Origin of the sequence: Methylocella silvestris BL2, assembly GCF_000021745.1 — a bacterium.
GTDB classification, from domain to species: domain Bacteria; phylum Pseudomonadota; class Alphaproteobacteria; order Rhizobiales; family Beijerinckiaceae; genus Methylocapsa; species Methylocapsa silvestris.
In genome coordinates this window covers 3490359-3513020 of the sequence record NC_011666.1, presented here as the reverse complement: position 1 = coordinate 3513020, position 22662 = coordinate 3490359, and the positions used below count along the sequence as shown (strand labels likewise).

The window sequence follows — 22662 nt, the reverse complement described above, 5'->3', positions numbered from 1 at the left end:
ATTTCGCCTCCAGAGAAAGAGCCGGAATCATGCCTGCGGCGAGCCGTAAAGGCGAGGGGCGGCATGACGCCGCCGCCGGTCGGGCGCGCGAGGGGAAACGGTCGAATCGCGCCACGGGGATGCAAACCGCGTCATTCGCGGCGGCTCACGCCTCCGGCGGCAGGCCGGCGAAATAGGCGCCGAGCGCGCTTGCCGCATTCAGCATATGGGCGCGCATGCGGCGGGCGGCTTCCTCGCCGTCGCCCTGCGCGATCGCGTTCATGATGCCGTCATGCTCGTCGCGAGAGCGGATGATCCGATCGGCCTGGCGCAATTGCGTGCGGCGGAATGATTTCAGCCGCGCGCGGATCGCCACCGCCTGCTCGGCCATGAAGCCATTGTGGGTCGCCAGATAAATGGCCTCGTGGAAGCGCGTGTTGAAGGCGTCATAGCCGTCGATGTCGCGCCTCTCGACGAGCTTTTTCGAATGTTCGTGCATTTCCAGCAGACGGCTGCGTTCGAGCGGCGTGATGCGATAGGTCGCGAGACGCACGCACATCGCCTCGATCTCGGCCGTCGTCTCGAACATGTCCATGATCTGCTCGGGCGTCAGGCGGGTGACGATGACGCCGCGCCGCGGCCGCATCTCGACGAGGCCGCTGACCGACAATTGACGAAGAGCCTCCCGCACGGGCGTGCGGGAGGCTCCAAATCGATCGGCCAGATCCTGCTCGTCGAGGGCCGCCCCCGCCGGAAGACGGCCGGAGGCGATTTCATCGGTGAGCGCATTGCGGATCTGCTCGGAGAGAAGTCCCGGATCCTCTCCAACCACTCTCAAAGACGCCAGCGTTCCAGCGCCGATGCGCACGCCCTTGGCCATTATGCCCCTGCCCCTCATCCCGTGATGGCGCGAACCGCCAGAAAGAAGACCGACGGCGCGACAAGGCAACCGATGCCCGTATGGAAGGTGGCGGTCAATGCGCCATAAGGAACCAGCTTGGGGTCAGTTGCGGCAAGACCGCCGGCGACGCCGCTGACCGTTCCCATCAAGCCGCCGAAGGCCATCGCCGACCGCGGATTGTCGAGGCCGATGATTTTGGCGAGCATCGGCGTGAACACCATCACCATCACCGCCTTCAACACCCCGGTGGCGATGGAAAGAGCGATCACGGTCGAACTCGCGCCGATCGCCGCTCCCGTCACCGGACCGACGATATAGGTGATCGCGCCGGCGCCGATCGTCGTGATGCTGGCCGCATCCGTGTAGCCGAAGGCGACGGCAAAGCCAGCGCCGATAAGGAAGGGCAGGACCGTGCCGATGGCGAGGGCGGCGACGCCGAGCAGCCCGGCCTTGCGCGCCTCAACGGCGTCGACCTCGAAGGCGGTGGCGACGATGGCGAAATCGCGCAGCATGGCGCCGCCGAGAAGGCCGATGCCGGCGAAGACCGGGATATCGGCGAGGCCCTTCTGACCGCCGCTGACGACGCCGCCGATATAGGCGAGGCCGAGACCGATGAGAATTGCGATCGCCGAGCCGTGAATGCGTCCGGCGGTTAGGCGTTTCGAGATGATGAGGGAGATCCACATCACAGCGCCGATGACGAAGAAGGCGGCGACGAGACTCTGCTCGGTGAAGACGTGCTCGATCATGTGCAACATGGTTTTCAGACCTTCCTGGCCGGGACGTCGGGAACGAGGTCGCCGGAGATAATGTCGCCGCCGCGTTGGATCTCTTCTGGGTCATGCACGTCGGAAGGCCGCTCGCGGCCGATGCGTCCGAGCAGCGCGGTCGCCGCGAAACAGGCGGACACCGCCGTCACCGCGGTGACGAGCACCAGCGGGCCGCCGCTCAGCGCCTTGACCACATTCTGCTGCGCCGCCATAGCGACGACGATGGGGATATACATCGTGCCCCAGAACTCGATGCCGAGCTTGACGCCGTGAGAGAGGTGGCCGGATTTCTGCAGCCAGATCCGTACGGCGATCAGCAGCATCATGGCGATGCCGACGCCGCCGACATTCGCTTTGACGCCAAGCGCGACGCCGAGAAGATCGCCAAGAAACACCCCGATGAGGGTGCAGAGGGAGAGAAGGGCGACGCCGAAGATCGTCATGATCCTGCGCCCTCCCTGACGACCGGGCGCGATGCACCGGCGAGGAGATAGGGTCTCATTGCGCGTTTCTCCAATCAAAACCGCCGCTCTTGTTGGCGACAGGTAAAGTATACGTGATCAAACCATAAAGGCAACTGTGTATACAAAAAATATTTTCGGCGGCGCCTTGAGGAGCCATAATCGTACGAGAAAACGAAAGCCGAGCGGGTTGGTTGCGCTTTAGCGTATCGGCGGCAGATCTTCAGCTTTGCCAGTATCCCCTTGCGTCTACGTCATTTTACAAAACAAAGAGCACTGATGGCGCCAAACTGGGAAGAGGCACGGATGGCCTCGCCGCAAAAGCCGCGCTTCCGCCCGGTCGAATTTAATGTCGGCGATGTGTATGCGCGATATTGCATCTTAGATTTTTTTGTATACACAAGGGTGAAGCGAAAGCTGCCCGGCCGGATGGCAGGCGCCAGCAAATCGCAGTCGCCGCGCCGGCCAAGGGCGGTTAATGTCGCGGCTAATATGCTTTAGGGGGAGCGAAGCATGAGGCGTTGGAACGCTGAGCGGGAAGCGCTGGCGCAGCGGATCGCGGCGGGGTCCGCCTTCGCGCGCGGGAAAATCGTCGCCGCCGCCGACGCAGGCGCCCTGATCGAGGCGGTGATCCGGCCCTTCGACCGCGTCTGCCTCGAAGGCGACAATCAAAAACAGGCCGATCTCCTTGCCCGCGCGCTGGCCGGCGTCGATCCGGCCAAAATCCATGATCTTCACATGGTGCAGTCGGGCGTCGTGCTGCCGGAGCATCTCGACGTCTTCGAGACGGGCGTCGCCAAAAAACTCGACTATGCTTATTCCGGCCCGCAGGCCGGCCGCATCGCCAAAATGCTGTTTGGCGGAAAGATCGAGCTTGGCGCCGTCCACACCTATCTCGAACTGTTCGCGCGCTACTTCATCGACCTGACGCCGAATGTCGCGCTGGTCGCCGCCGTCAGCGCGGACCGCGACGGCAATCTCTACACCGGCCCCAACACCGAGGACACGCCAACGGTGATCGAAGCGACAGCCTTCAAGAGCGGCGTCGTTATCGCGCAGGTCAATGAAGTGGTCGACAAGCTCCCGCGCGTCGACATCCCCGGCGATCGCGTGCATTTCGTCGTCGAGGCGAAAAAGCCCTTCTATGTCGAGCCGCTGTTCACGCGCGATCCCGGCGCTATCACCGAAACGCAGATTTTGACCGCCATGCTGGCGATCAAGGGGATCTACGAGCCCTATGGCGTCAAGCGGCTGAACCACGGCATCGGCTTCAACACGGCGGCAATCGAGCTCTTGCTGCCGACCTTCGCCGAGCGTCTTGGCCTCAAGGGCAAGATCTGCACCCGTTTCGCGCTGAACCCGCATCCGACGCTGATTCCCGCGATCGAATCGGGCTGGGTCGAGCAGATCCACTGTTTCGGCTCCGAGGTCGGCATGGACGACTATATCGAAGCGCGCCCCGATATCTTCTTCACCGGTCCGGACGGATCGCTGCGCTCGAACCGCGCCTTCTGTCAGACCGCCGGCCTCTACGCTTGCGATATGTTCATTGGCGCGACGCTGCAGATCGACCTTGCCGGCAACTCGTCGACCGTCACCGCCTCGCGCATCGCCGGCTTCGGCGGGGCGCCCAACATGGGCTCCGACGCGCGCGGACGCCGCCACCCGGCCGAGCCCTGGCTGAAAGCCGGCCGCGAGGCTGACCCCGACGGATTGCCGGCCCTCCGGCGCGGCCGAAAACTCGTCGTGCAGATCGGCGAGACATTTGGCGAAGGCAATGCGCCGACCTTCGTCGAAAAACTCGACGCGCTGGCGCTCGCCGAAAAGCTCGGGCTCGAACTCGCCCCGGTGATGATCTACGCCGACGACGTGACCCATATCGTCACAGAGGAAGGGATCGCCAATCTGCTGCTTTGCCGCGACAAGGACGAGCGCGAACAGGCCGTGCGCGGCGTCGCCGGCTACACGGAGGTCGGGCGCGGCCGCGACGCCAAAATGGTCCAGCGCCTGCGCGAGCGCGGGATCATCAAGCGCCCCGAAGACCTCGGCATTAACGTGCTCGACGTCGACCGCAGTCTGCTCGCCGCACGCTCGATCAAGGATCTCGCGCGCTGGTCCGGCGGCCTCTACAGGCCGCCGTCGAAATTCCGCAACTGGTGAGGAGGCCGGCCATGGAAAATCTTTCCTTTGAACTCAAGGCGCAAAAAGCGGCCGGCGGCGCCAAACGCGAGGCCCTCGTCGGCGTCGTCGCCTCCGGCAATCTGGAAGTGTTGGTGGAGCGCGTGCTGCCGGAGCTCGATTGCCGCATCGATATCGCCACAGCCGCGCATGGCTTTGGCGAGGTGTGGTCGGCGGTGGTGCGCGATTTCGTCGAGCGCTATTCGCCAGGCGGACTGCGCCTCTCCATCAATGACGGCGGCGCGCGGCCGGATACGGTGGCGCTACGGCTCGCCCAGGGGGTCAGAACCATCGAGGAGGTTGAGTCTTGAGCGCGCTCCTGAACGAACATCCGGCGGACGTCAGTTGGTATGAGGCGAGCGCCCGCGCCCGCGTGGCCGGATTGCTCGACCCCCGCTCCTTCGTCGAATTCATTGGGCCGGCCGAACGTCAGTTCAGCCCGCATCTCGATATTTTCGACCTGCCGAAGCAATTCGACGACGGGCTCATCGCCGGACGCGGAACGCTCAATGGCGAGCCTCTATTCATCGCCGCGCAGGAAGGCCGTTTCATGGGCGGCGCCTTTGGCGAGGTGCATAGCGCAAAGCTCACCGGATTGTTACGCGCCGCGAAAGCGTCCGGCGGCAAAATCAAAACCGTGCTGATCCTGTTCGACACTGGCGGCGTCAGGCTGCAGGAGGCGAACGCCGGCGAACTCGCGATCGGCGAGATTATGCGCGCCGTGCTTGATTTTCGCGCCGACGGCGGCCGGGTGATCGGCCTCATCGGCGGGCGCGCCGGATGCTATGGCGGCGGCGGCTTGATTTCCGGCTGTTGCAGCGGCCTCGCCGTCTCCGAGGAAGGCCGCATCAGCGTCTCCGGCCCCGAAGTCATCGAGACCAACAAGGGCGTCGAGGAATTCGATTCAAGGGACCGCGCGCTGGTCTGGCGCACCATGGGCGGCAAGCACCGCAGGCTGATTGGCGTCGCGCAGGAATTCGCCGACGATACGGTCGCAAGCTTTCGCGCCGCCGCCCTGAGCCTCATCGCCAAGGCGCCCCGCTTCGACCTCGCCGCGATGCAGAAGGAGCAGGATCGCCTCGAGGCGAGATTGCAACGCTTCGGCGCCTTCAAGGACGCGAAGGAGATCTGGGCGGCGCTCGGCGCCAATGATCCCAAAGCCATTCCCGACATGACGACGGATGATTTCATCGCGCTCGCGAGACAGATTGCGGAGAATTCAGATGACGCTCGATGAAATTCTCGTCTCCTTGTTTCCGGCGGGCCATCAGATTGCAATCGACGCTGACGGGCTGATTTCGGGCGAAGGGCCGCTGCCGGATGGCGGCAAGGCGCTGGTCATCGGCGTCGCCAACGGGACCGCCCTCGGCGTCGAGGGCGCGGCAAAACTCGCGCGCGCGGCGCTCGGCGCCGTCGCCTCCGGCCACAAGGGCCCGCTGATCGTTCTTGTCGACAGCGACAGCCAACGGATGAGCCGGCGCGACGAATTGCTCGGCCTCTCCGAATATCTCGCCCATCTCGCCAAAAGCCTGATCCTTGCCGACATCAGCGGGATCCACACCATCGGCCTCCTCTACGGCCATACGGCGGCGGGCGCCTTTATCGCTACGGCGCTGGCGACGCGCACGCTCATCGCCCTGCCCGGCGCCCATCCCGAGGTGATGGATCTGCCGTCCATGTCGCGCGTCACGAAACTGTCGATCGACCTGCTGCGGGAAAAGGCAAAATCGACGCCTGTCTTCGCGCCCGGCCTCGATAATCTGGCGAAAACCGGCGCGGTGCTCGAGACCTTCGATCCAGCCAAACCCCTCGCCACGCAGATGGCCGAACTTCTGCAGCGCAAAAGCGCGGACCGCGACGACCGCGACGACCGCGACCTCATCGGCAAGGAGCGCGGCGGACGGCCGAAAGCCTATGACATCGCGCGCGAGATCGAACGCCTGGCCGCGGCCGATGCCTGAGCCGGTTTTCGCGTGGGGAACGCCGTCCGCGCCTCGGCGCCACGCCCTGCTGCAAGTCTGCCCCGAGGGTTTCGCCATCGCGCTGGCAGGATTTGCGCAGGCGGAAAGCCCCGCCGGCGCGCCGGTCAAGATTCCGCCCATCGTTACGGAGTGGGCCGCGCGGGGACGCCCGCTGATCGCGCGGCGGCGCGGCCCCGGCGATCCGGCAGGCGCCGTCCCTGCCGGCCTGCCGCTGCCCCCTGCTTTCGGCAAGCTGCGCCTCGCGCTGGCTCTGGCGCCCTCGGCGATTCGCCGCATCGAGCCGCCGCCGCGCCTTGCTGACTGCGTGGACTTTGCGCCCGAAACCTGGCGCGGGGCTGTCGCCGCGATATTGCAGCTTTCCGCCCGCCTCGGCGTCGAGGCCAGAACCTTCGGCTCGCTCGCCTGGTCGAAGCTGACCGGCCTCGCCTATCTTGGCCCGGCCTCCGATCTCGACCTCCTTTTCATCCTGCGGCCGCAGACGGACGTCGACGCGCTTCTCGACGGTCTCGGGCAGATCGACCGGCAAGCGCCGGTGCGGCTCGACGGCGAATTTTTGCGACCCGAGACCGGTCACGCCGTCAATTGGCGCGAGCTTTCGGGCGGCGCCGCGGAGGTTCTGGTCAAGGCGGACGACGGCCTAGCGCTGCAGCGACGCGAGCCGTTCCTCTATCCGGATCAGGCCGCCCTCTTGACGCAGTGCGCCTCATGAGCGAGGCGCTGGCTGTTCGCACGGATGCGGCTGAGCTCGCTCCGCCCCTTCATCCAAACCCCTCGCCGCGAGAACTCGGCGCGCTCGCCGTCTCGTGCCTGCAACTCGAGGTCGAGACCTATCCGAAACCGGGCCTCGTCAGCCACATCGACAATGGCAGCCATGGCGACATGGACGCCGCTTTGCTCCATCGCAGCGCGCGCGCTCTGGAGCCGTTTTTCGTCAGCCTCGCCGAAGCGGGCGCCGCCGGCGCCGGCATGGATCGTTTGCGCGCCATTGGCGTCGCGGCCGAAGCCGTCATGCTCAAGGCGACCTCAGGCGTCAACACGCATCGCGGCGCGATTTTTGGCCTCGGCCTGCTTTGCGCCGCCGCGGGCGCCGCTCGGGAGGAATCGCTCGGCCTCACCGTGCGCCGCCGCTACGGACGCGCGATCGCCGAGGGCCCCGTCCCGCTGCGCAGCCATGGCGCCGAGGCGCGCCGCAACTTCGGCGCGAGCGGCGCGCGGGGCGAGGCGGCGGCCGGCTTTCCAACCGTCTATCAGACCGGCGCGCCGGCGTTGATCGACGGCTTGAAACGATCGGGCGGCGATTTCGAAGCCGCCCGGGTGCAAGCAATTTTCGCGCTTATCGCCCGCGTGACAGACACCAATCTGCTGCACCGAGGCGCCGCCGCGGGGCTCGTCTTTGCGCAAAGCGAGGCGCGCGGCTTTCTCCAGAGCGGCGGCGTCGGCGCCGCGGATTGGCGCGATGAAGCGGCGCGCATCCATGCGGCTTTCGTGGCAAGACGGCTCAGCCCCGGCGGTTCGGCCGACCTTCTTGCTTTCAGCCTGTTCGTTCACGCGCTTGAGCACGGCGATCCAGCTTTTGAAGCAGAACCGATTTCCTGTCGGCCGCATGATTTCAGCCGGCTGGAAAGTCTTCTATGACGCTCGCCATCCTCTGCTCGGGCCAAGGAACGCAGCACCCCGATATGTTTGCGCTGACCGGCGACGCGCCGGAGGCGGCGGATATTTTTGCCGCCGCGACGCAAGCGCTGGGCGGGCGCGATCCGCGCCGCTTTGTCAAAGAGGCCGACGAGGCCGAATTGCACGCTAATGCAGCCGGACAGATTCTCTGCGTAACGCAGGCGCTGGCAGCCTTCGCGGCGCTGAAGGATGCGCTTGTCGTCGCAGGCGCGCGTCAGATGCTGGCCGGCTACAGCATCGGCGAGCTTGCCGCTGCGGGCTGCGCTGGCGTCTTTCCCGAAACGACGACAATCGATCTCGCCCGCTGCCGCGCGCTGTTCATGGATGAGGCGAGCGGGCCCGACGATGGGCTTGCTTTTGTCCGCGGCCTGCCGCGCGCGGTCGTCGATACGCTTTGCCTTCGCTTCGACGCCAGCGTCGCCATCGTCAATCCGGACGCGCTGTTCGTGCTCGGCGGTACGAAGGAGGGACTTCGCGCGCTCTGCGCCGAGGCCTTAAATCTTGGCGCGGCGAAGGCTGGCCCGATCAAGGTCAATGTCGCCTCGCACACGCCGCGGCTCAAACCGGCGAGCGCCCGTTTTGCCGAGGCGCTCGCCGCGACGCCCGCGAACCGGCCGTCCGCCGCTCTGCGCCTCTTCAGCAGCATCGACGCCGCGCCCGTGCTGAGCGTCCCGGTCGCGCTCGAAAAGCTTGCGGCGCAGATCTCGCAAACGATCGACTGGGCTGGATGCCTTGAGGCCTGCGTCGAGGCCGGCGCCACGAACTTTATCGAATTTGGGCCTGGCCGGGCGCTGGCCGCCATGGCGGGAGACGCGTTTGGCGCGCCGGCGCGCAGCCTCGACGATTTCCGCACGCTCGCGGGAGCGAAGGAGTGGCTCGCAAAGGCTGCCTCCTGAAGCGCCTCGCCGCTGGCCCGGACAACTGCGGCTTGCCTTTTGGCGCGCCGCGCCACATCTGATAGGTTGATTTCGGAACGTCGGCGCTGGCAGATCGTAAGAATCCGGCCCGCGAAAAAATTGCCGTGGAGGAAAAGACGATGCGGACATCTTTCGCGCTCAAGGCTGCGCTTTCGCTTGGCGTCGTTTTCGCGGCTCTGACCGCGGCCCCATTCGTCGCTCCATCAGCCCGCGCGGCGGCCGGCGACGATCCGGCCCAGCGCGAGGCGCGCTGGCAGGATATCGCCAAGACGATGTTCCAGGATCGCGCCCGGCAGAATGGCGAAGCGATCATTTCCCTCGACGCGCCGCAGCGCGCGCTCGACGCCTCGCTGGTGCCGATGACGGTGACGCTCTCCGACAAGATTCCCATGAAGGGCATGTATCTCATCATCGACGACAATCCGTCGCCGGTCGCCGCGCATTTTACGTTCGGCCCTGCCGCCGATCCGCATCAGATCAATCTCAGGGTGCGCATCAACTCCTACACCAATGTGCACGCCATCGCCGAGGCGGCGGACGGGACGCTTTACGAGACCGTGCAATTCGTCAAAGCAGCGGGCGGCTGCTCCGCGCCGATGGGCATGTCGGATGAAGAGGCGATGAAGGGAATGGGCGAGATCAGGCTGAAGCTTGCCGATGAGTCCTCCGACAAGCCGGCGCGGGCGACGTTGATGGTGCGCCACCCCAATTTCAACGGCATGCAGATGAATCAGGTGACGCGAGACTATACGCCGGCGCGCTATATCCAGACCATCAGCGTCACGAGCGGAGACAACAAGGTCTTCGATCTCGAAACAGATATTTCGCTTGCGAGCAACCCGGTGATCGGCTTCGGCCTGAAGCCGCGGGGAGAGATCAAGGTCGCCGTAACCGACAGTGAAAAAGATCATTGGGAAAAGAGTTTTGCCGCGTCCCATCTCAGCAACTGAAACAGCGGCGCGTAGCGTTGCGGCGATCGCGCTCGGACTGTTGCTGATCGGCGCCGCGGGCAGCCCCGGTCATGTGCCAGAGCCTGACGGTCTGTGGCAGGGCGTTATGCGCGGCTATACGCCAAACAGCGTCAAGGGCGCGCGCGTTCTCGATACCGCCGCCCTTGTGAGGCTGATCGAGGAGAAAAACCCGGTGCTGCTGGATGTCGGCCCCGCCGACAAAAAGCCTGCCTCGATTTCGCCGGCGACGCCCTGGATGCCGGCGCATCGATCCATTCCGGGAGCGGTGTGGATGCCGGGCGGCGGCAGCGGCACGCCCAATCCACAATTTTCCGAATCGTTTCGCAGCCGCGTCACATCCTTGACGGGGGGCGACATCGAGCGGCCGATCGTCACCTTTTGTCACCCGGAATGCTGGGGCAGCTGGAACGCCGCCAAGCGGCTGGTCGGATATGGCTACAGCAATGTCTACTGGTATCCCGAAGGGCTGGAGGGATGGCAGGCAGAGCGCGAACCTGTGACTGTCGCGCCCGATCCGGCATGGGCGCTGGCGGCGCCCGCAGACCAACCGAAATGACTCAGTTTACGGTGCGCACGCTGTTGTCGAAGGAATGATATGATGATCGCCCGGCGGCCCCTGCTCGCTTGCGTTCTCGCAACGGCTGGCGCGTTCTATGTTGGCGCTGCGCTGCCGGGGACGGCGCGCGCCGGAGAGCCGCCGACGCCCTTCGACGCAGAGGCCTTCGAGGCCGCGCAGAAAACCGACAAGCCTATTCTCGTTGAGATTACGGCGCCCTGGTGTCCCGTCTGCGCCGCGCAAAAACCGATCCTCGAACGGCTCCGCGCCCTGCCCCGCTTCAGCGAATTGCAGATTTTCACAATCGATTTCGATACGCAAAAAGAGCTGATGCGGCGCTTTCATGCAACCCTGCAAAGCACCCTCATTGGCTACAAAGGACGCCAAGAGGTCGGCCGATCGACCGGGGAAGCACAGGCCGAATGGATCGAAACCCTGCTCGACAAGACGCTGTGAGTCGTTGTCCCAACGCATTTCCTTAACGCAAAAGTCTGCAACTTTTGCTGAAAATGCTCGAACGCCTGGATTCAGCTGATCTTCACGCCCTTCCAGAAGGCGATCCTGTCCTTGATCTCGGCCGCCGCCGGTTTTGGATCTGGATAATACCAGGCGGCGTCCGGATTTTCGGCGCCGCCGGCGACGATCGTGTAGTAATGCGCGACGCCTTTCCAGGGACACATGGTGGTGGTCGCGCTCGGTTTCAGAAACTGCGCCGGGACATCCTCTTTCGGAAAATAATGATTGCCTTCGACGATGACGGTGTCGTCGGTCTTGGCGATCGCCACGCCATTCCAGATCGCTTGCGGCATTTCGAAACTCCCAGGCACAGACGCCTCGCGCATTAATTGGCGACCGCAAGCCGACTGCGCAAGGAGTCCGCAGGGTCAAAGCGTCTTGAGATATTCCAGCAGCGCCTTCTTCTCGCTCTCGTTTAGATCGACGCCAAAGACATGGCCGCAGCGGCTGTCGCCGGAGTTAAGATCGCTGCAATCCGTCGTCTGCAATATCGAGGCGCCCGCCGGCTGCTCGCCGGCAAGGCCGACCGCCTCAATGTCATAGGCCGGCCCGACCTTAAAGCTCGCCTTGCGCTTCTCCGGCCGTTCGAGAAGATCTTGCAGCGTCGCGACGGAGCCATTGTGCAGATAGGGCGCGGCGGCCCAGATTCCCTGTAGCACGCGCGCCTCATATCCTGGCGACGCGTCGGCCAGATTTTTGCTCAAATTGCGAATATTCTGAAGCGACTGGAACAAGCCGTCGAGGCCCGCGAGCGAGGGTCGGAGTTTCAGCAGTTCGATCCATTGGCCGAAGCCCGCCACCGAGTTGGCGGGGAATTTGACGTAATTTTGCGCGATCGAGCCAAGCACCGAAACGGCGAGAACGTCTACTGCATAGCCGTCCGCCTTGAGCGGCTTTACGAGCCCCGGAATTTCGGCTCCGGTCAGGACGCCGGGGTCGGCCGTGCGGCGCAAAACGTCCCATTCGCGCCGATCGGTGCCGGCGTCTTGCAGCGTCGTATGCCAGGTGGGCTCGTTCGGGAACTGCACCTGCCCGTCGCGTTTACCGTGGCACTTCGCGCATGTGGCCTCGAACAGGGCCGCGCCTTGGCTGACCAGAGCTTGGTCGACTTTCCAAGGCCAGCGCGGCGGCCCGATCGTCTTCATATAGGTTTCAAGTTCGGTCAGACCGTCAAAATTCGTGGAATTATTCGCGACATAATCATATTTCAGGAATCGCGGCGCATTCGGCTGCGGGTGAAAGATGGCGAAAACGCCAAAGACTTCGCCCAGATTGCGCGGCAGGCCAAGAAGATCGCTGCCATTGTCGGAAAATCCCGGCCATTGCGTCTTGTCCTGTTTCGCCGCGTTCCACAGGAAGGGATAGCGCACCGGCGCGTCGGCCTTTTTGATGTTGTCTTTGATCACATAGTGTGGCGAGGCCCCGAGATCGAGCCCGGTCAGGCGGTTGAAAATCATCGAGACGGCGTCGAGACGGCCATAGCCCCAGTTCACGTCCTTCAGCGCGATCGACATCAATGTATGATAGGAGTAATACCAATCGGTGACTTGCGCGCGCAAGGCGGCGATCGCCTCGGCGCGCGCGCCGGGGCCGAGCGCCGCGGCGGCAAATTCGGCGAAGGCCGGCTCGTTTGCAAGTACAGCGCCCACCGCCGCATCAACGTCCATCAGAAAACTCTGAAAATCGACGATCGCTGGTCCGCCGTCGATCCGGTAATCCTTCTCCCCGACGGAAATCTGCCGCGTGTGGCACGCGGCGCAAGTCATCCCTACATAATTTACGTGATCGAACTCGGCGGTGTGGAATCCAACCGGCAAACCATCGGCATTTTCAGGATTTGGCAGATAGCCATAGCGCGCCAGGCCACCTTCCAGAAACGAGCCGCCGTCGGCGCGCTTCAACGCCTTGATCCAGGCGAGCGGGATCATCCGTGAGCCCTGATCTTGGCTGTAGAAAGCGGTTCTGACCTGCTCCCAATCCTTGCCCTGGTCGATCCAGACTAGGGGACGATCCTTCGCCTGAGCCGCGTAGGGGCCGGCAAGACAGGCGGAAATCGCCGCAACGAAGCGAAGGATGTGAACGGGCGCTAAAATGCGCGCTGACAGGCTCATGGCGATACCTTGAAAATGTGCGCGCCCGATCGGCCGCCTCCGTTTGATCGCCCCGCTCGCTCAGGTGGCAGATTTCCCGGAAGACGGGCCAGCGACAGCGCTGGTTGATTCAAAATGGATTCGGTGGTGAAATACATGCAGGCGTTTTGACGCTTTTGAGTTGCTATGACCTAGCTATTGTCGATCTCTTTTTTTCAACTGGCAAGCCCATGCCGAACCCTCCCTATGTTCCTTACAGTGACGGCGTTGAGGTCGTCGCTGGTGACGAAGACGCCGTGATCGGGCAGATCCTCGAGAAGGCGGCGGCCGCCGGCCAAGCGACCTTCGAGAGCTATCGCCATGCGGTGCGGCAGGCGCACGCCAAGAGTCATGGCGTGCTGAAGGGCGAGCTGAAAGTCTATGATAATCTGCCGCAGCATCTGCGGCAGGGCCTGTTCGCAGAGCCGAAGACCTATCCGATCATCGTGCGCTTTTCGACTGCCCCCGGCAAAATTCACAGCGATCGCGCGCCGTCCAATTGCGGCATGGCGATCAAGGTTTTGGGAGTCGAAGGACCAAAGCTCGATGCCGCGGACGCGTCGCGCAATCAGGACATTCTGCTCGTCAACAGCACCACCTATTTCGGCACTCCGGCGCAATATCGCAGCGTGCAAGGCTTGATCGAAAAAGCGGACAATTCGCCAGATGAGTTTTTGAGAGTGTCCAATGAGATTGGGCGCCTCCTGAAATCCGCATGGACGTCCGTCGCCGGGCCGCCGCCAACTCTATTGAAGGCGATGGCGGCGCCGCCGAACCACATTCTGGGTGAAACCTTCCACTCCATGGCGGCGCTCCGTTTCGGCGACTATATCGCCAAGCTAAGAGCCGCTCCTTTGTCCGAGTCTGTTCGCGCGCTGACCGGCGTGCGCGCCGATAGCACCGACTCGAACCTTCGCGATCTTGTTGTCGAGTTCTTCAAGACCAAGACCGCCGAATATGAGCTGCAAGCGCAGCTTTGCGTCGACCTTGCGCAAATGCCGGTGGAGGACGCTTCGGTCGAATGGTCCGACGCGCTTTCGCCGCCGCAGGGGGTCGCAAAGATCACGCTTGGACCGCAGGACGCCTATAGCGCCGATCGGCAAGTCTACGCGGATGATTTGCTCTCCTTCACGCCGTGGCGCGGACTTGCTGCGCACCGGCCGCTCGGCGCCATTATGCGGCTTCGCCTCAAGGTTTATGAGGACTCGAGCCGTTTCCGCCACGAGAAGAATGCGCGTCCGCGCGTCGAGCCGGCAGATTTGGCGGAACTTCCGGATTGAGCGGCGCGCGCCGCGCTTCCGCCTCGTAATTTTCAAGCAGGCTGGCGCGCAGCGGATGGCGCTCGTCGAACATGCCGGCAAGGCGATTGACGATGGCCTCGCCCTTCGCTTTCAGCGCCGCCGCCGCGCCGGCGTCGCCGGTCGTCTGATGAAAGCCAGCGAACGCCAGATAGAGCCGCCAGGCGGCGAGCGGCGCCTCCCCGGCTTCGACGATCTCGACGCCCTTGGCGAAATGCGCCGCGGCCTCCTCCGGCGCGTTTTCGAGCGCGGCGATTTCACCAAGAATACTGTGAGACAGCGCGAGGTAAGTCTGCTCCCGCTGCGGCGAGGCGTAAGCGTTGAGCCCTAGCGCCTCCTCCCGCGCGCGCGGCAGATCGCCGATTTCCAGCCAGTAGCGGCAGACGCAGAAATAATGATGCGGATAAAACGAGGTGTCCATCGAGACGCCCTCGACGTCGATCTTGCGTTGGATCGCTTCGAGCTGGGCCTTCGCCTCGTCATAGTCGCGAAGGCCAACCGCGGCCTTGAGCAGCAGATTCCGCCCCAAAAAAAAGTTGAAGGGATTCTTTTCGATATCGGCGTCGATGACCGCCTCGGCGCGCCGTTTTGCCCCGGCGAAGTCGAGCGCCTCCGCGTGCAGCCATGCGATCGAAAATTCGCCCAGCGCCGCCGCCTGTTTATTGGCGTTCCTCTGGCTCATCGCCAACGCCGCGCTGGCGCTCTGCAGCAATTGACGCCATTCGCCAAGGTGAAGATAGGCGAAGGCCTCCAGCATATTATAAATGGCGAAGAGATAGACGTCGCCGATCGCCTGGGCCATCGCCTGAGCGACCGCGGTTCCGGCGCAGCAAGCCCGATAGTTCGAGGTGAGATACTGCAACACCATATCGATTGAGCATCGCCGCAGGACGATGCGCGGATCCTTGGAGCTTGCGGTGATCCGCATTGCCTCATAGCAGATCTCCGCCTGCTCGGCGCTCCAGCCCTCCAGCAGAAGACTGAGATTGGAGCTGTTGCCGCGGATAAGGGCTTTCATGACTTCGTCGTCCAGCGCCTCGCTCTTGACGACAGCCTGCCGCGCCAGATCGAGGCAGCGGCTGCGCTCGACATAGAGGCAGAAACGGCTGAGATCCATCAGTCCGGCGACTTCGACAGCGGGCTGACCCGCCTCGGCAGCGCAGACGACCATGACTGAAATATCGGCGAGCGAGCCCGGCAGATCTCCGGCCGAACGGCGCGCCCAGCCGCGCTTGTTAAGAAGATCGAGGCGGGCCGACAGGCGATCCTCGCCGGCGGGCAGGCGCTCGACGAGACTCAGCGCGCGCGTCAAATAGGTCGCCGCCTCCTGGTTGCTGAAGCGCCGGGTCGAGCCGTCGGCGGCTTCGGCGAGATAGCGCACCGTGCGCGCGAAATCGCGGCCTTCTTCGAAATGCAGAGCAAGCACGGGAGCGATTTCCGAGGTCCGCGCGCCATATCCGCGTTCGAGCGTCGCCCCCAATTGCCGGTGCAGCATGACGCGGCGGGCCGGCGAAAGCCGGTCGTAAAGAACTTCCTGGTAGAGGGCGTGCAAAAAGGCGTAGCGCCCGGCGACCGTCCCATCGGGCCATTCGGAGATCCCGTCCGCGCTCAGCGCCTGGCCCTTCCGCGCAAGCTCTTCGAAGGCGAGTTCGACCTCCTCAGGCTCCTTGCCCATGCCGCCGGCGACCGCGGCGGCGGAAAATTCCGCGCCGATCGCGCTCGCAGCTTCCAGCAGACGCTGCTCGTTGGCGGGCAGGCGGTCGATCTGCCGCGCGATCATTTCATGCAGGTCGCGCGGCATGCCCTCCTGCGAGACGGTCTTGCCGGGGCGAGCCGCCAACCCTCTGGCGCCGCGATGAGCTCGCCCTGATCGATGAAATAATCGACGAGCGACACGACAAACAAAGGATGGCCGCCGGTGCGCCGTAGCACCATCGGCGCCAGCGAGCGCGCGAGTTCGGCGTCGCCGAGCCGCAGGGCGAGATAGCGCTCGACTTCGGGGTGAGACAATTTGTTAAGGGCGATTTCCGAGCAGCGGCCGTGAATCTGCAATTCCTGATGGACGGCGCGCATCGGATGACCGCCGACAGCGACGTCGATCGGCCGATAGGTCGCGACGACCATGACCGCCGCGTCCTGGCCGCGCTGGGCGAAGCGAGACAGCACGTCCAGCGTCGCGTAGTCGCTCCAGTGCAGATCCTCAAGCACGATGAGCCAGGGGCGATCCTTGCTAAGCTCTTCCATCAGCTCACAGAATTCGCGCAGCATTCGCTCGCGCGAGGCGCCGAAGGTCTCGCTTTTCAGGGCGGCGGGATCGCGGCCTTCGATCTGCCCCGGCAATTGGGCGAGCCAGGTCGGCGCATAATCCCGCAGCGTTTGCAGCAGAAAATCGCCGTCCGGGCCGGCGCAGCCGTCGGACAACGCCTCATTTAGCGGAAGAAAGGCTTCATCCGTGCCGAAATGCTCGATGCAGCGGCCGATTAGAACTCCAACCTCCCGATTGGCGAGTCGGTCGACCAGCATTTCCGCAAAGGTGGTCTTGCCGATGCCGGCCTCGCCGGTAATGAAAACGGTCTGGCGGCGCCCCCACACCGCTTGCTCGAACCATTGCTCCATGCTTGCGAGCGCGCTTTCGCGGCCAACCCACCAATGCGGACGCGGCGGCCGGATCGGCGCCGGAGCTCTTGCGCGCGGCGCCTCCTGCGGCTCGACCGAGGTCTCGACGGAGACCGGCGCGATAAAGCGATAGCCGCGCCGCGTCACCGTCTCGACAAAACGCGGCGCCTTGCTATCGTCGCCGAGCGCCAGGCGCAAGGCGTTGATGGACACGCTCAAACTCGATTCGGTGACGTGAAGATTGTTCCAGACGGTGTCGAGAAGCTCGTCCTTGGTGACAAGTTCGCCAGCGCGTTCAACCAGATAGCACAGCACGCCGAAAGGCTTCGGAGCCAGCGCGACGCGTTCCTGTCCGCGCCAGAGCAAAGCGTTCGCGGCGTCGAGAACAAACCCATCGAAGGACAGCCGCGGCACCTTCTCCCCTTTCTGACGCCTTTCGATCCGCACCTACGTCCCGCCTGCAAGTTAAGAATAAGGTAAGGACGTCCTAAGGACGCATGGCGGCCGCGCAGTTACGATCTGAATTGTCGCCGTCAAGCGAGCCCTGCGGGGCGGCGAATGGCCTGCTGGTCCTCGATCAATAGAAACAATGACACGCCTCTCTGCATACGCAAGCGGGGCGTGAACGGCAAGGGTTACGCTCGCCGAGGTTCTGTTGATCGGCGATTGTCTCGTCCTGCGGGAGCGCCCGGTCTCGTCAGGTGAGATTTCGCACAAAGACTTCGACGTCGACCGGTCATAAGAATGAAAGAAGATCGATAGGCGACTTCAAGGGTTGCGACGCCGCCCGAGTCGTCTGCCGGTTCTCTTGATTTCGAAATGATCACTGGCGTCGATGCAGGCGATTACTGGATTTTTTGATCGCGAGTGCTGGAACAAATATGCTCGCAAATCGCTTTTAATACCTCCCGATGTTCTCGTTCCTGCGCATTTTCCAGCAGATGCGCAGGAATTTTTTTATCTAATTACTGAATACAATCTTGTTTGTTTTGCATTTATTTTGGCTGATCTGCAAAATATATGGCCTGTAAGTCGACGAAGACGGCTTTTGGAGTGCAAAGCATGAATCAGCGCGCACAAATAATCGCAGGGCCTTCTTTTGCGAGCATTCTATGCTGGCGCGAAGCCTGCGCCTGGCTGGCCGCCTTCGGCGCCGTCGTCGCCATCATGAGCGGCCTTCTTTATGCCGGCGTGGGGATCCAACATAAAAAATTCGGAGAAAGCGCCAGGGTCGAGATGTCGCCGCCGCGCTGATCGGCGCGGAGATGAAACGATACGGAGCAGATTCCGATGAGAGCAACCATTCGTTTCGAACGTCAGCGCCAACCGCTGGACAATGCAAGGGGCCGCGCGCAGGCGCAGTTCCCGGTGAGCGCCCGCGCCCTGAATGCGGGATCTTCAAATTTTCGTTTTGATGCATCGCCGAACGCCGCCCAGACGAAAGCAAGGGCCCCTGCGGCTTTCGTCCAGCGCCCGCTCGTTCTCCTGATTCCAGCAGATGAAGGCGCGGCGTCCACGCAGGCGCTCACCATCCGCTGGCGGGTCGAGGCCGCGGCGCGACTCGCGCCGGCCCCGCCGACCTAACGTCGGCGGCATACACCGTCAAAACGCATTCTGGCTGCGGATTTCCCTTAAAACAGTCATGACGGCGATTTTGAGATCGAACACCACCGACCAATTGTCGATATAAAAAAGGTCGCATCGCACGCGATTTTCGACCTGCTCCACGGTCGCCGTCTCGCCGCGCCAGCCATTGACCTGCGCCCAGCCCGTGATGCCGGGCTTGACCCGATGCCGCAGGGCGTATTTCTGCACCACATCGGCGAAAAGTCGGTCGGCCGCCTTTGTGTTCGGCGCGTGCGGCCGCGGTCCGACAAGCGACATGGTGCCGTTCAACACATTGAGCAGCTGCGGCAATTCATCGAGACTAAGCTTGCGCATCCATCGCCCGACGCGGGTGATGCGCGGATCGTCGCGGGTCGTCTGCTTGTCGGCCATGACATCCGTCATATCTGCATACATTGTTCTGAATTTGTAACAGACGAACATGCGGTTGTTGAAGCCAAGACGCGGCTGCCGGAACAAGATCGGCCCGCGGCTGTCCAGCTTGACGGCAAGAGCGAGAACGGCGAGCAGCGGCGATAAAATGACGAGCGCAATAATCCCCGCCGCATAGTCGAAGCACATCTTCTTGGCGGCGCTCCAGTCCTTCATCGGGTTTTCGCCGATGGCGATCACCGGATTGGCGCCGACGGCGCCGAACTGATGTCCGTGGTAGGCAAGGCCGGCGAGATCTGCCGTCAGGCAGACGTCGGCGACCGTGCTGCTCAATTGCTCCAGGACATCGGCGATCCGCTGCGCCGCGCCGAGCGGCAAAGCGACGGCGATCACGTCGATTCGCTCCGCCCGGCTGTCGCGGACGAGATCGGCGACGGAGCCACGCACGACGACATTGGCGTGAACGCCGGGCACGCGGCCGGAGCGTAGACGATCGTCATAGACGCCCGCAATCTCAAAATCATCCGGCTCCGCCCGCAGCCGCTCAATGAACTCGCGGCTGAACTCGCTGACCGCGACGACGGCTATCCGCCGACGAAAGCGGCCGGCGAGAGTCCAGCGCGTCATCAGCATGGCGAGGCCGACGCGGCTCCCGGCCAGCAGCAGCAGCGCTGCAAAAGCGAAAACGAAGGGAAAGGCGCGCGGCGCCTGCGTCTCCGCGCCGACGAAAAAGATGCCGATGATCGCCGCCGCCCCGGCAAGGGTCCCCGCCTTCACAATCGGCCAGAGTTGCAATCTGAGCCGGCGCAGGCGCTCGATGGCGTAGACGCCCTCGGATGTGAGAACCATGCTTCCCGCGCCGGCGCCGATGATGGCCGCCAGCATCAGCGGCCCCTGCAATTGCGTCTCAAAGACGCCGCCAAGCCAGGTGTCCGCAATCGCCGCGGCGACGAGGAAAAGCAACACGTCGAGCGTCCGTACCAGCCCGGTGAAGACCGGCGCCGAGATCGTCGGGGCGTCCCTTGTCTGCGTGATATGCGAGGCGAGACTGGCCATGAATTGATCGGTTCCAGACATGAGGTGACGCTTGACGTGTGGTTCAATTTTTGGAGCGCAGCTTCCGGCAAAGAGCCAGGCGGCGCGCGCGGATCACGCCAAAACCGCGTCTTCCTCAATGGCGATTTCCGCGTGGCGGTCGGGATCGATCAGAAAGGGTTTGCCGCGTCCCTGATGAAGTTCGCCGACCTCGACGGCGAAGCGGCGGATTTCCGCGCGCGGCAAACCTGTGACCGCGCCATAAGGCGGATCGCCGCCGCGTTTGGCGCGCACATGAGGGCGCGGACCGCCGGCCTCGATCACATAGCCGTATGACGCATGGAAGGAGCCGAGCGCCATCCAGCGATCCGCGTGCAGCCGGTGAAACCGCATGACCGGCAAGGACCAGATCTCATCCATGTCAAGGCTGGTTTCGAACCAGCCCTCAAAGGCTTCCGGCCTCCAGTGCTTGAGGGTTTCTTTGCCAAGTTCATAGAGAGAGCGGCCGCTCGCCTCGCCGCCCGCAGGCATCTCGTCAAAGATGTTTGCGAAAACGACTGCGACGGCGGCCCATTCGGTGGTGTCTTCATACCAGCCGTCTACGGTCCGCATCGACCGCGGCAGCGCCTTCTGCCGGCGGGGCGACAGCCTGTAGCCGCTCCGCGCGTTGGCGCGAAACCACATGACGCCCGGCGCGATCTCATGGGCCTCGGTGATCGTCCCCCAGGGGGAAGCTGACGGCGCCGGCGCGGGCCGGCGCAGCAATTTATCCCACAGCGAGGGTTGCGGACCCACTCTCGGGCCGCGCATGTCCCTGGGGCTTGACGCCGGAACGGCGAACAGATCACCTGGATCCAATGTAATATGACTCATCGCAAATCTCCGCGTCGCCTGTCAGGCGGCGCCAATGCCAATTCTTCGCGCGTTAAAAAAGGGCGGCCCCGCTTAATCGGCCGGAGCGCGCCCATGCTTAACGCCGCCGAAGCATAAATCGGCGCCGCCTAAGCGCAGCTTTCTCGCCTCGCTCGAATTTAATGCGATTGCCGGGAGCGTTTCGGATGGCAGGGGCGACGCGCCCCGAAGCGCTTTCCGACCGAACGCACATTCGGGCGACAAAAAATTGCTGCAAATTCAAAATGTTACTGACAGGCTGCGGCAAGCGTGAAATCGATCGGCGCGCCACCGTCTTTTGGCGGGATATGGCTCAAAGCGATTTTGAGCGACCCCGCGCCGACCCCCGCCTTCAGCGGGACAATCATGACATTCGACCAGACTTGTGGCGGCCCGTCGGATTTGGCGACGCCTTCGACGCTCGCCTCGCCCGAGACAATGGCGCGGTCGAATGCGATCAGGACCGCCCCCGTCCCGGCGGGCGCGAGATCGCACCGAAGCCGCTCGATCGGGGCCGCCCCGCGCGCTGGCTCGGAAAAAGGCGGAAGACGCATGTCGTGCTTGCCGTTCTTGACGTCGTCGCCGGGGCGAAGGAAAGCATCGGTCGCCGTCAAGGGCCGGTCTGGCTCGCGCGGCGGCAAAACGCCCTCGACCGCATAGGTTCGCCAGATTTTTGCAGCGCGCTCGCTCGGCAGCCAGATGAACGGACGATCGCCCGAGTAATCCGCGCGCGGCGCTATCTCGACATTGACCATGCGCTCATCATCACCCCATGGCAAGCTCGCGGTGTTCGTCGCGACGTCGTAGGCGCCAAGCCAGCCCGAATGGCCGCGCCAATTTGGCGCGAGCGCCGGCGCGGCGACCGGCGGCTCCGGCGGCAGCCGCGCTTTGAAAACCTCCTCGAGCCAGATCCGCATGAAGCCGTAGTCGACCCTGTTGCGGTAGCGATAGCGCGCGCCGCCGTGAAAATGGCCCGGCTCATTGACCACGGTGATCGGCGCCCCGCCATTCGCGCGTTTGCGCACATAGGCGTCGTGCGAAATCGGCGGATTTGACGATTCGACCGGGGTCAGGAGTCCGCCGAACTGATCGCCTGCATCCGACAAAAGCAATTGCGGCGTCGACATCGGCGCCTCATAGGCCCCCCCGTCGATCTCGTCGAGATTGATCACCGCCAGGACGCGCTGCGGCGGTTTGTCCGGATCGGGATTGGACAAAAGCGGGCTTGAGGCCGCGCGCGCGGCGCCGGCCGAGCCCGCCGAAAAGCCAAACAGCACAACGCCGAGATTTTTCATCTCCGGATGATCGACGAACAGGCGCGATCCGGCCGCAAGCGTGTCGAGGATTCTTTGCGCGCCGGCGTCGGGCTTCGTGTAATCGATCGGAATCGACAGGACGAGCGCATTGAATTGCGCCGCAAGGGCGAGCCAGTCGGAATCCTCGTTTGTCGCCGCCGCCGGGGTCGTGTTGATGATGAAAGCCGCGCGCGCCGGCTTGTTGAGGTCGGGAATATACGCAGCCGCGCCATATAGTGCGCCCCGCCACGGTTTGGGCGCAGAAGCGGCGACGGCTGCGAAAGCCGTCGCCGCGATGAAAAAAAACAAGATGAGGGAGCGAAGCGGCGTCATGAGGTGCGGCGGCTCCCTTAACGGCCGGCAGGATTGCCGCATTGGACCACACCAGCGCGCGCGCCGAAAGCGCATGAAAACGCCGCGATCGACGATTTCTGGCGGCCGCGGCCCGGGCACCGCAGGGCTCCCGCCATGGCCCCGCCGCCGCTTGGTTTGCGC

The 22662-nt window shown here is 63.7% G+C and carries 21 protein-coding genes; 11 read left to right on the top strand and 10 right to left on the bottom strand.

Features of this window, described 5'->3' with window-relative positions; translation table 11 throughout:
• Positions 1-145: 145 nt before the first annotated feature.
• Genes MSIL_RS16270 through madL form a run of 3 tightly spaced genes read right to left on the bottom strand, consistent with a single transcriptional unit; the run spans position 146 to position 2093 of the window.
• On the bottom strand, positions 146-859 hold the full coding sequence (locus MSIL_RS16270; RefSeq protein ID WP_012592172.1) for a GntR family transcriptional regulator: 714 nt from the start codon (positions 857-859) through the stop codon (positions 146-148).
• A 14-nt stretch (positions 860-873) separates the two neighbouring features.
• Positions 874-1638, bottom strand: a complete 765-nt coding sequence (gene madM / locus MSIL_RS16265; RefSeq protein WP_012592171.1) for a malonate transporter subunit MadM — start codon at positions 1636-1638, stop codon at positions 874-876.
• Between the two features lie 5 nt (positions 1639-1643).
• Positions 1644-2093 (bottom strand): malonate transporter subunit MadL, encoded by a 450-nt coding sequence (gene madL / locus MSIL_RS16260; protein WP_012592170.1) that lies wholly within the window; start codon positions 2091-2093, stop codon positions 1644-1646.
• Between the two features lie 531 nt (positions 2094-2624).
• Between madL and mdcA the strand changes: the two genes are divergently transcribed.
• The 10 genes from mdcA to MSIL_RS16205 all read left to right on the top strand — a co-directional run bounded on the left by mdcA (position 2625) and on the right by MSIL_RS16205 (position 10845).
• Positions 2625-4271 carry a malonate decarboxylase subunit alpha gene (mdcA, locus tag MSIL_RS16250; RefSeq protein ID WP_012592168.1) on the top strand — a complete coding sequence of 549 codons (1647 nt, stop codon included), beginning with the start codon at positions 2625-2627 and terminating at the stop codon, positions 4269-4271.
• Between the two features lie 11 nt (positions 4272-4282).
• Positions 4283-4600: a malonate decarboxylase acyl carrier protein gene (gene mdcC, locus MSIL_RS16245; RefSeq protein ID WP_012592167.1), complete on the top strand. Its 318-nt coding sequence runs from the start codon at positions 4283-4285 to the stop codon at positions 4598-4600.
• Positions 4597-5526: a biotin-independent malonate decarboxylase subunit beta gene (locus tag MSIL_RS16240; RefSeq protein ID WP_012592166.1), complete on the top strand. Its 930-nt coding sequence runs from the start codon at positions 4597-4599 to the stop codon at positions 5524-5526. Before mdcC ends, MSIL_RS16240 begins: the two co-directional genes overlap by 4 nt.
• Entirely contained in the window at positions 5513-6250 is a 738-nt protein-coding gene (locus tag MSIL_RS16235; protein WP_012592165.1) for a biotin-independent malonate decarboxylase subunit gamma, read from the top strand. The genes MSIL_RS16240 and MSIL_RS16235 overlap by 14 nt, the downstream gene beginning before the upstream one ends.
• Positions 6243-6980 carry a malonate decarboxylase holo-[acyl-carrier-protein] synthase gene (mdcG, locus tag MSIL_RS16230; RefSeq protein ID WP_012592164.1) on the top strand — a complete coding sequence of 246 codons (738 nt, stop codon included), beginning with the start codon at positions 6243-6245 and terminating at the stop codon, positions 6978-6980. Before MSIL_RS16235 ends, mdcG begins: the two co-directional genes overlap by 8 nt.
• Positions 6977-7906, top strand: a complete 930-nt coding sequence (gene mdcB, locus MSIL_RS16225) for a triphosphoribosyl-dephospho-CoA synthase MdcB (protein WP_012592163.1) — start codon at positions 6977-6979, stop codon at positions 7904-7906. The genes mdcG and mdcB overlap by 4 nt, the downstream gene beginning before the upstream one ends.
• Positions 7903-8841 carry an ACP S-malonyltransferase gene (locus MSIL_RS16220; protein ID WP_012592162.1) on the top strand — a complete coding sequence of 313 codons (939 nt, stop codon included), beginning with the start codon at positions 7903-7905 and terminating at the stop codon, positions 8839-8841. Before mdcB ends, MSIL_RS16220 begins: the two co-directional genes overlap by 4 nt.
• 140 nt (positions 8842-8981) lie before the next feature.
• On the top strand, positions 8982-9812 hold the full coding sequence (locus MSIL_RS16215; protein WP_012592161.1) for a quinoprotein dehydrogenase-associated SoxYZ-like carrier: 831 nt from the start codon (positions 8982-8984) through the stop codon (positions 9810-9812).
• Positions 9787-10389, top strand: a complete 603-nt coding sequence (locus MSIL_RS16210) for a rhodanese-like domain-containing protein (RefSeq protein ID WP_012592160.1) — start codon at positions 9787-9789, stop codon at positions 10387-10389. The genes MSIL_RS16215 and MSIL_RS16210 overlap by 26 nt, the downstream gene beginning before the upstream one ends.
• A gap of 42 nt (positions 10390-10431) precedes the next feature.
• Positions 10432-10845, top strand: a complete 414-nt coding sequence (locus MSIL_RS16205) for a thioredoxin family protein (protein WP_041369351.1) — start codon at positions 10432-10434, stop codon at positions 10843-10845.
• A gap of 71 nt (positions 10846-10916) precedes the next feature.
• Here MSIL_RS16205 and MSIL_RS16200 read toward each other — a convergent pair whose 3' ends face one another.
• Positions 10917-11198 carry a DUF427 domain-containing protein gene (locus tag MSIL_RS16200; protein ID WP_012592158.1) on the bottom strand — a complete coding sequence of 94 codons (282 nt, stop codon included), beginning with the start codon at positions 11196-11198 and terminating at the stop codon, positions 10917-10919.
• A gap of 75 nt (positions 11199-11273) precedes the next feature.
• On the bottom strand, positions 11274-13016 hold the full coding sequence (locus MSIL_RS16195) for a di-heme-cytochrome C peroxidase (protein WP_012592157.1): 1743 nt from the start codon (positions 13014-13016) through the stop codon (positions 11274-11276).
• A gap of 209 nt (positions 13017-13225) precedes the next feature.
• On the opposite strand from MSIL_RS16195, the gene MSIL_RS16190 reads away from it, so the two are divergent.
• On the top strand, positions 13226-14314 hold the full coding sequence (locus tag MSIL_RS16190) for a catalase family protein (protein ID WP_012592156.1): 1089 nt from the start codon (positions 13226-13228) through the stop codon (positions 14312-14314).
• On the opposite strand, the gene MSIL_RS21100 is transcribed toward MSIL_RS16190, so the two are convergent.
• The 5 genes from MSIL_RS21100 to MSIL_RS16160 all read right to left on the bottom strand — a co-directional run bounded on the left by MSIL_RS21100 (position 14223) and on the right by MSIL_RS16160 (position 22500).
• Positions 14223-16172: an ATP-binding protein gene (locus tag MSIL_RS21100; RefSeq protein ID WP_148213123.1), complete on the bottom strand. Its 1950-nt coding sequence runs from the start codon at positions 16170-16172 to the stop codon at positions 14223-14225. The genes MSIL_RS16190 and MSIL_RS21100 overlap by 92 nt on opposite strands.
• A complete protein-coding gene (locus MSIL_RS21095; RefSeq protein WP_049768196.1) occupies positions 16109-17395 on the bottom strand; it encodes an ATP-binding protein in 1287 nt (428 codons plus the stop codon). Before MSIL_RS21095 ends, MSIL_RS21100 begins: the two co-directional genes overlap by 64 nt.
• Positions 17396-18550: 1155 nt before the next feature.
• The gene (locus MSIL_RS16170) at positions 18551-20023 is read right to left on the bottom strand and encodes an undecaprenyl-phosphate glucose phosphotransferase (protein WP_049768195.1); all 1473 of its coding nucleotides are present in this window, start codon (positions 20021-20023) and stop codon (positions 18551-18553) included.
• 72 nt (positions 20024-20095) lie between these two features.
• On the bottom strand, positions 20096-20854 hold the full coding sequence (locus MSIL_RS16165; protein WP_012592152.1) for a DUF7007 domain-containing protein: 759 nt from the start codon (positions 20852-20854) through the stop codon (positions 20096-20098).
• Between the two features lie 266 nt (positions 20855-21120).
• Positions 21121-22500, bottom strand: a complete 1380-nt coding sequence (locus MSIL_RS16160) for a hypothetical protein (RefSeq protein ID WP_012592151.1) — start codon at positions 22498-22500, stop codon at positions 21121-21123.
• Positions 22501-22662 lie beyond the last annotated feature (162 nt).

Coding starts and splice junctions, on each gene's coding strand:
- MSIL_RS16270 (WP_012592172.1), bottom strand. CDS start 859: ATGGCCAAGGGCGTGCGCATCGGCGCTGGAACGCTGGCGTCTTTGAGA.
- madM (WP_012592171.1), bottom strand. CDS start 1,638: ATGTTGCACATGATCGAGCACGTCTTCACCGAGCAGAGTCTCGTCGCC.
- madL (WP_012592170.1), bottom strand. CDS start 2,093: ATGACGATCTTCGGCGTCGCCCTTCTCTCCCTCTGCACCCTCATCGGG.
- mdcA (WP_012592168.1), top strand. CDS start 2,625: ATGAGGCGTTGGAACGCTGAGCGGGAAGCGCTGGCGCAGCGGATCGCG.
- mdcC (WP_012592167.1), top strand. CDS start 4,283: ATGGAAAATCTTTCCTTTGAACTCAAGGCGCAAAAAGCGGCCGGCGGC.
- MSIL_RS16235 (WP_012592165.1), top strand. CDS start 5,513: ATGACGCTCGATGAAATTCTCGTCTCCTTGTTTCCGGCGGGCCATCAG.
- mdcG (WP_012592164.1), top strand. CDS start 6,243: ATGCCTGAGCCGGTTTTCGCGTGGGGAACGCCGTCCGCGCCTCGGCGC.
- mdcB (WP_012592163.1), top strand. CDS start 6,977: ATGAGCGAGGCGCTGGCTGTTCGCACGGATGCGGCTGAGCTCGCTCCG.
- MSIL_RS16220 (WP_012592162.1), top strand. CDS start 7,903: ATGACGCTCGCCATCCTCTGCTCGGGCCAAGGAACGCAGCACCCCGAT.
- MSIL_RS16215 (WP_012592161.1), top strand. CDS start 8,982: ATGCGGACATCTTTCGCGCTCAAGGCTGCGCTTTCGCTTGGCGTCGTT.
- MSIL_RS16205 (WP_041369351.1), top strand. CDS start 10,432: ATGATCGCCCGGCGGCCCCTGCTCGCTTGCGTTCTCGCAACGGCTGGC.
- MSIL_RS16200 (WP_012592158.1), bottom strand. CDS start 11,198: ATGCCGCAAGCGATCTGGAATGGCGTGGCGATCGCCAAGACCGACGAC.
- MSIL_RS16195 (WP_012592157.1), bottom strand. CDS start 13,016: ATGAGCCTGTCAGCGCGCATTTTAGCGCCCGTTCACATCCTTCGCTTC.
- MSIL_RS16190 (WP_012592156.1), top strand. CDS start 13,226: ATGCCGAACCCTCCCTATGTTCCTTACAGTGACGGCGTTGAGGTCGTC.
- MSIL_RS16170 (WP_049768195.1), bottom strand. CDS start 20,023: ATGTCTGGAACCGATCAATTCATGGCCAGTCTCGCCTCGCATATCACG.
- MSIL_RS16165 (WP_012592152.1), bottom strand. CDS start 20,854: ATGAGTCATATTACATTGGATCCAGGTGATCTGTTCGCCGTTCCGGCG.
- MSIL_RS16160 (WP_012592151.1), bottom strand. CDS start 22,500: ATGACGCCGCTTCGCTCCCTCATCTTGTTTTTTTTCATCGCGGCGACG.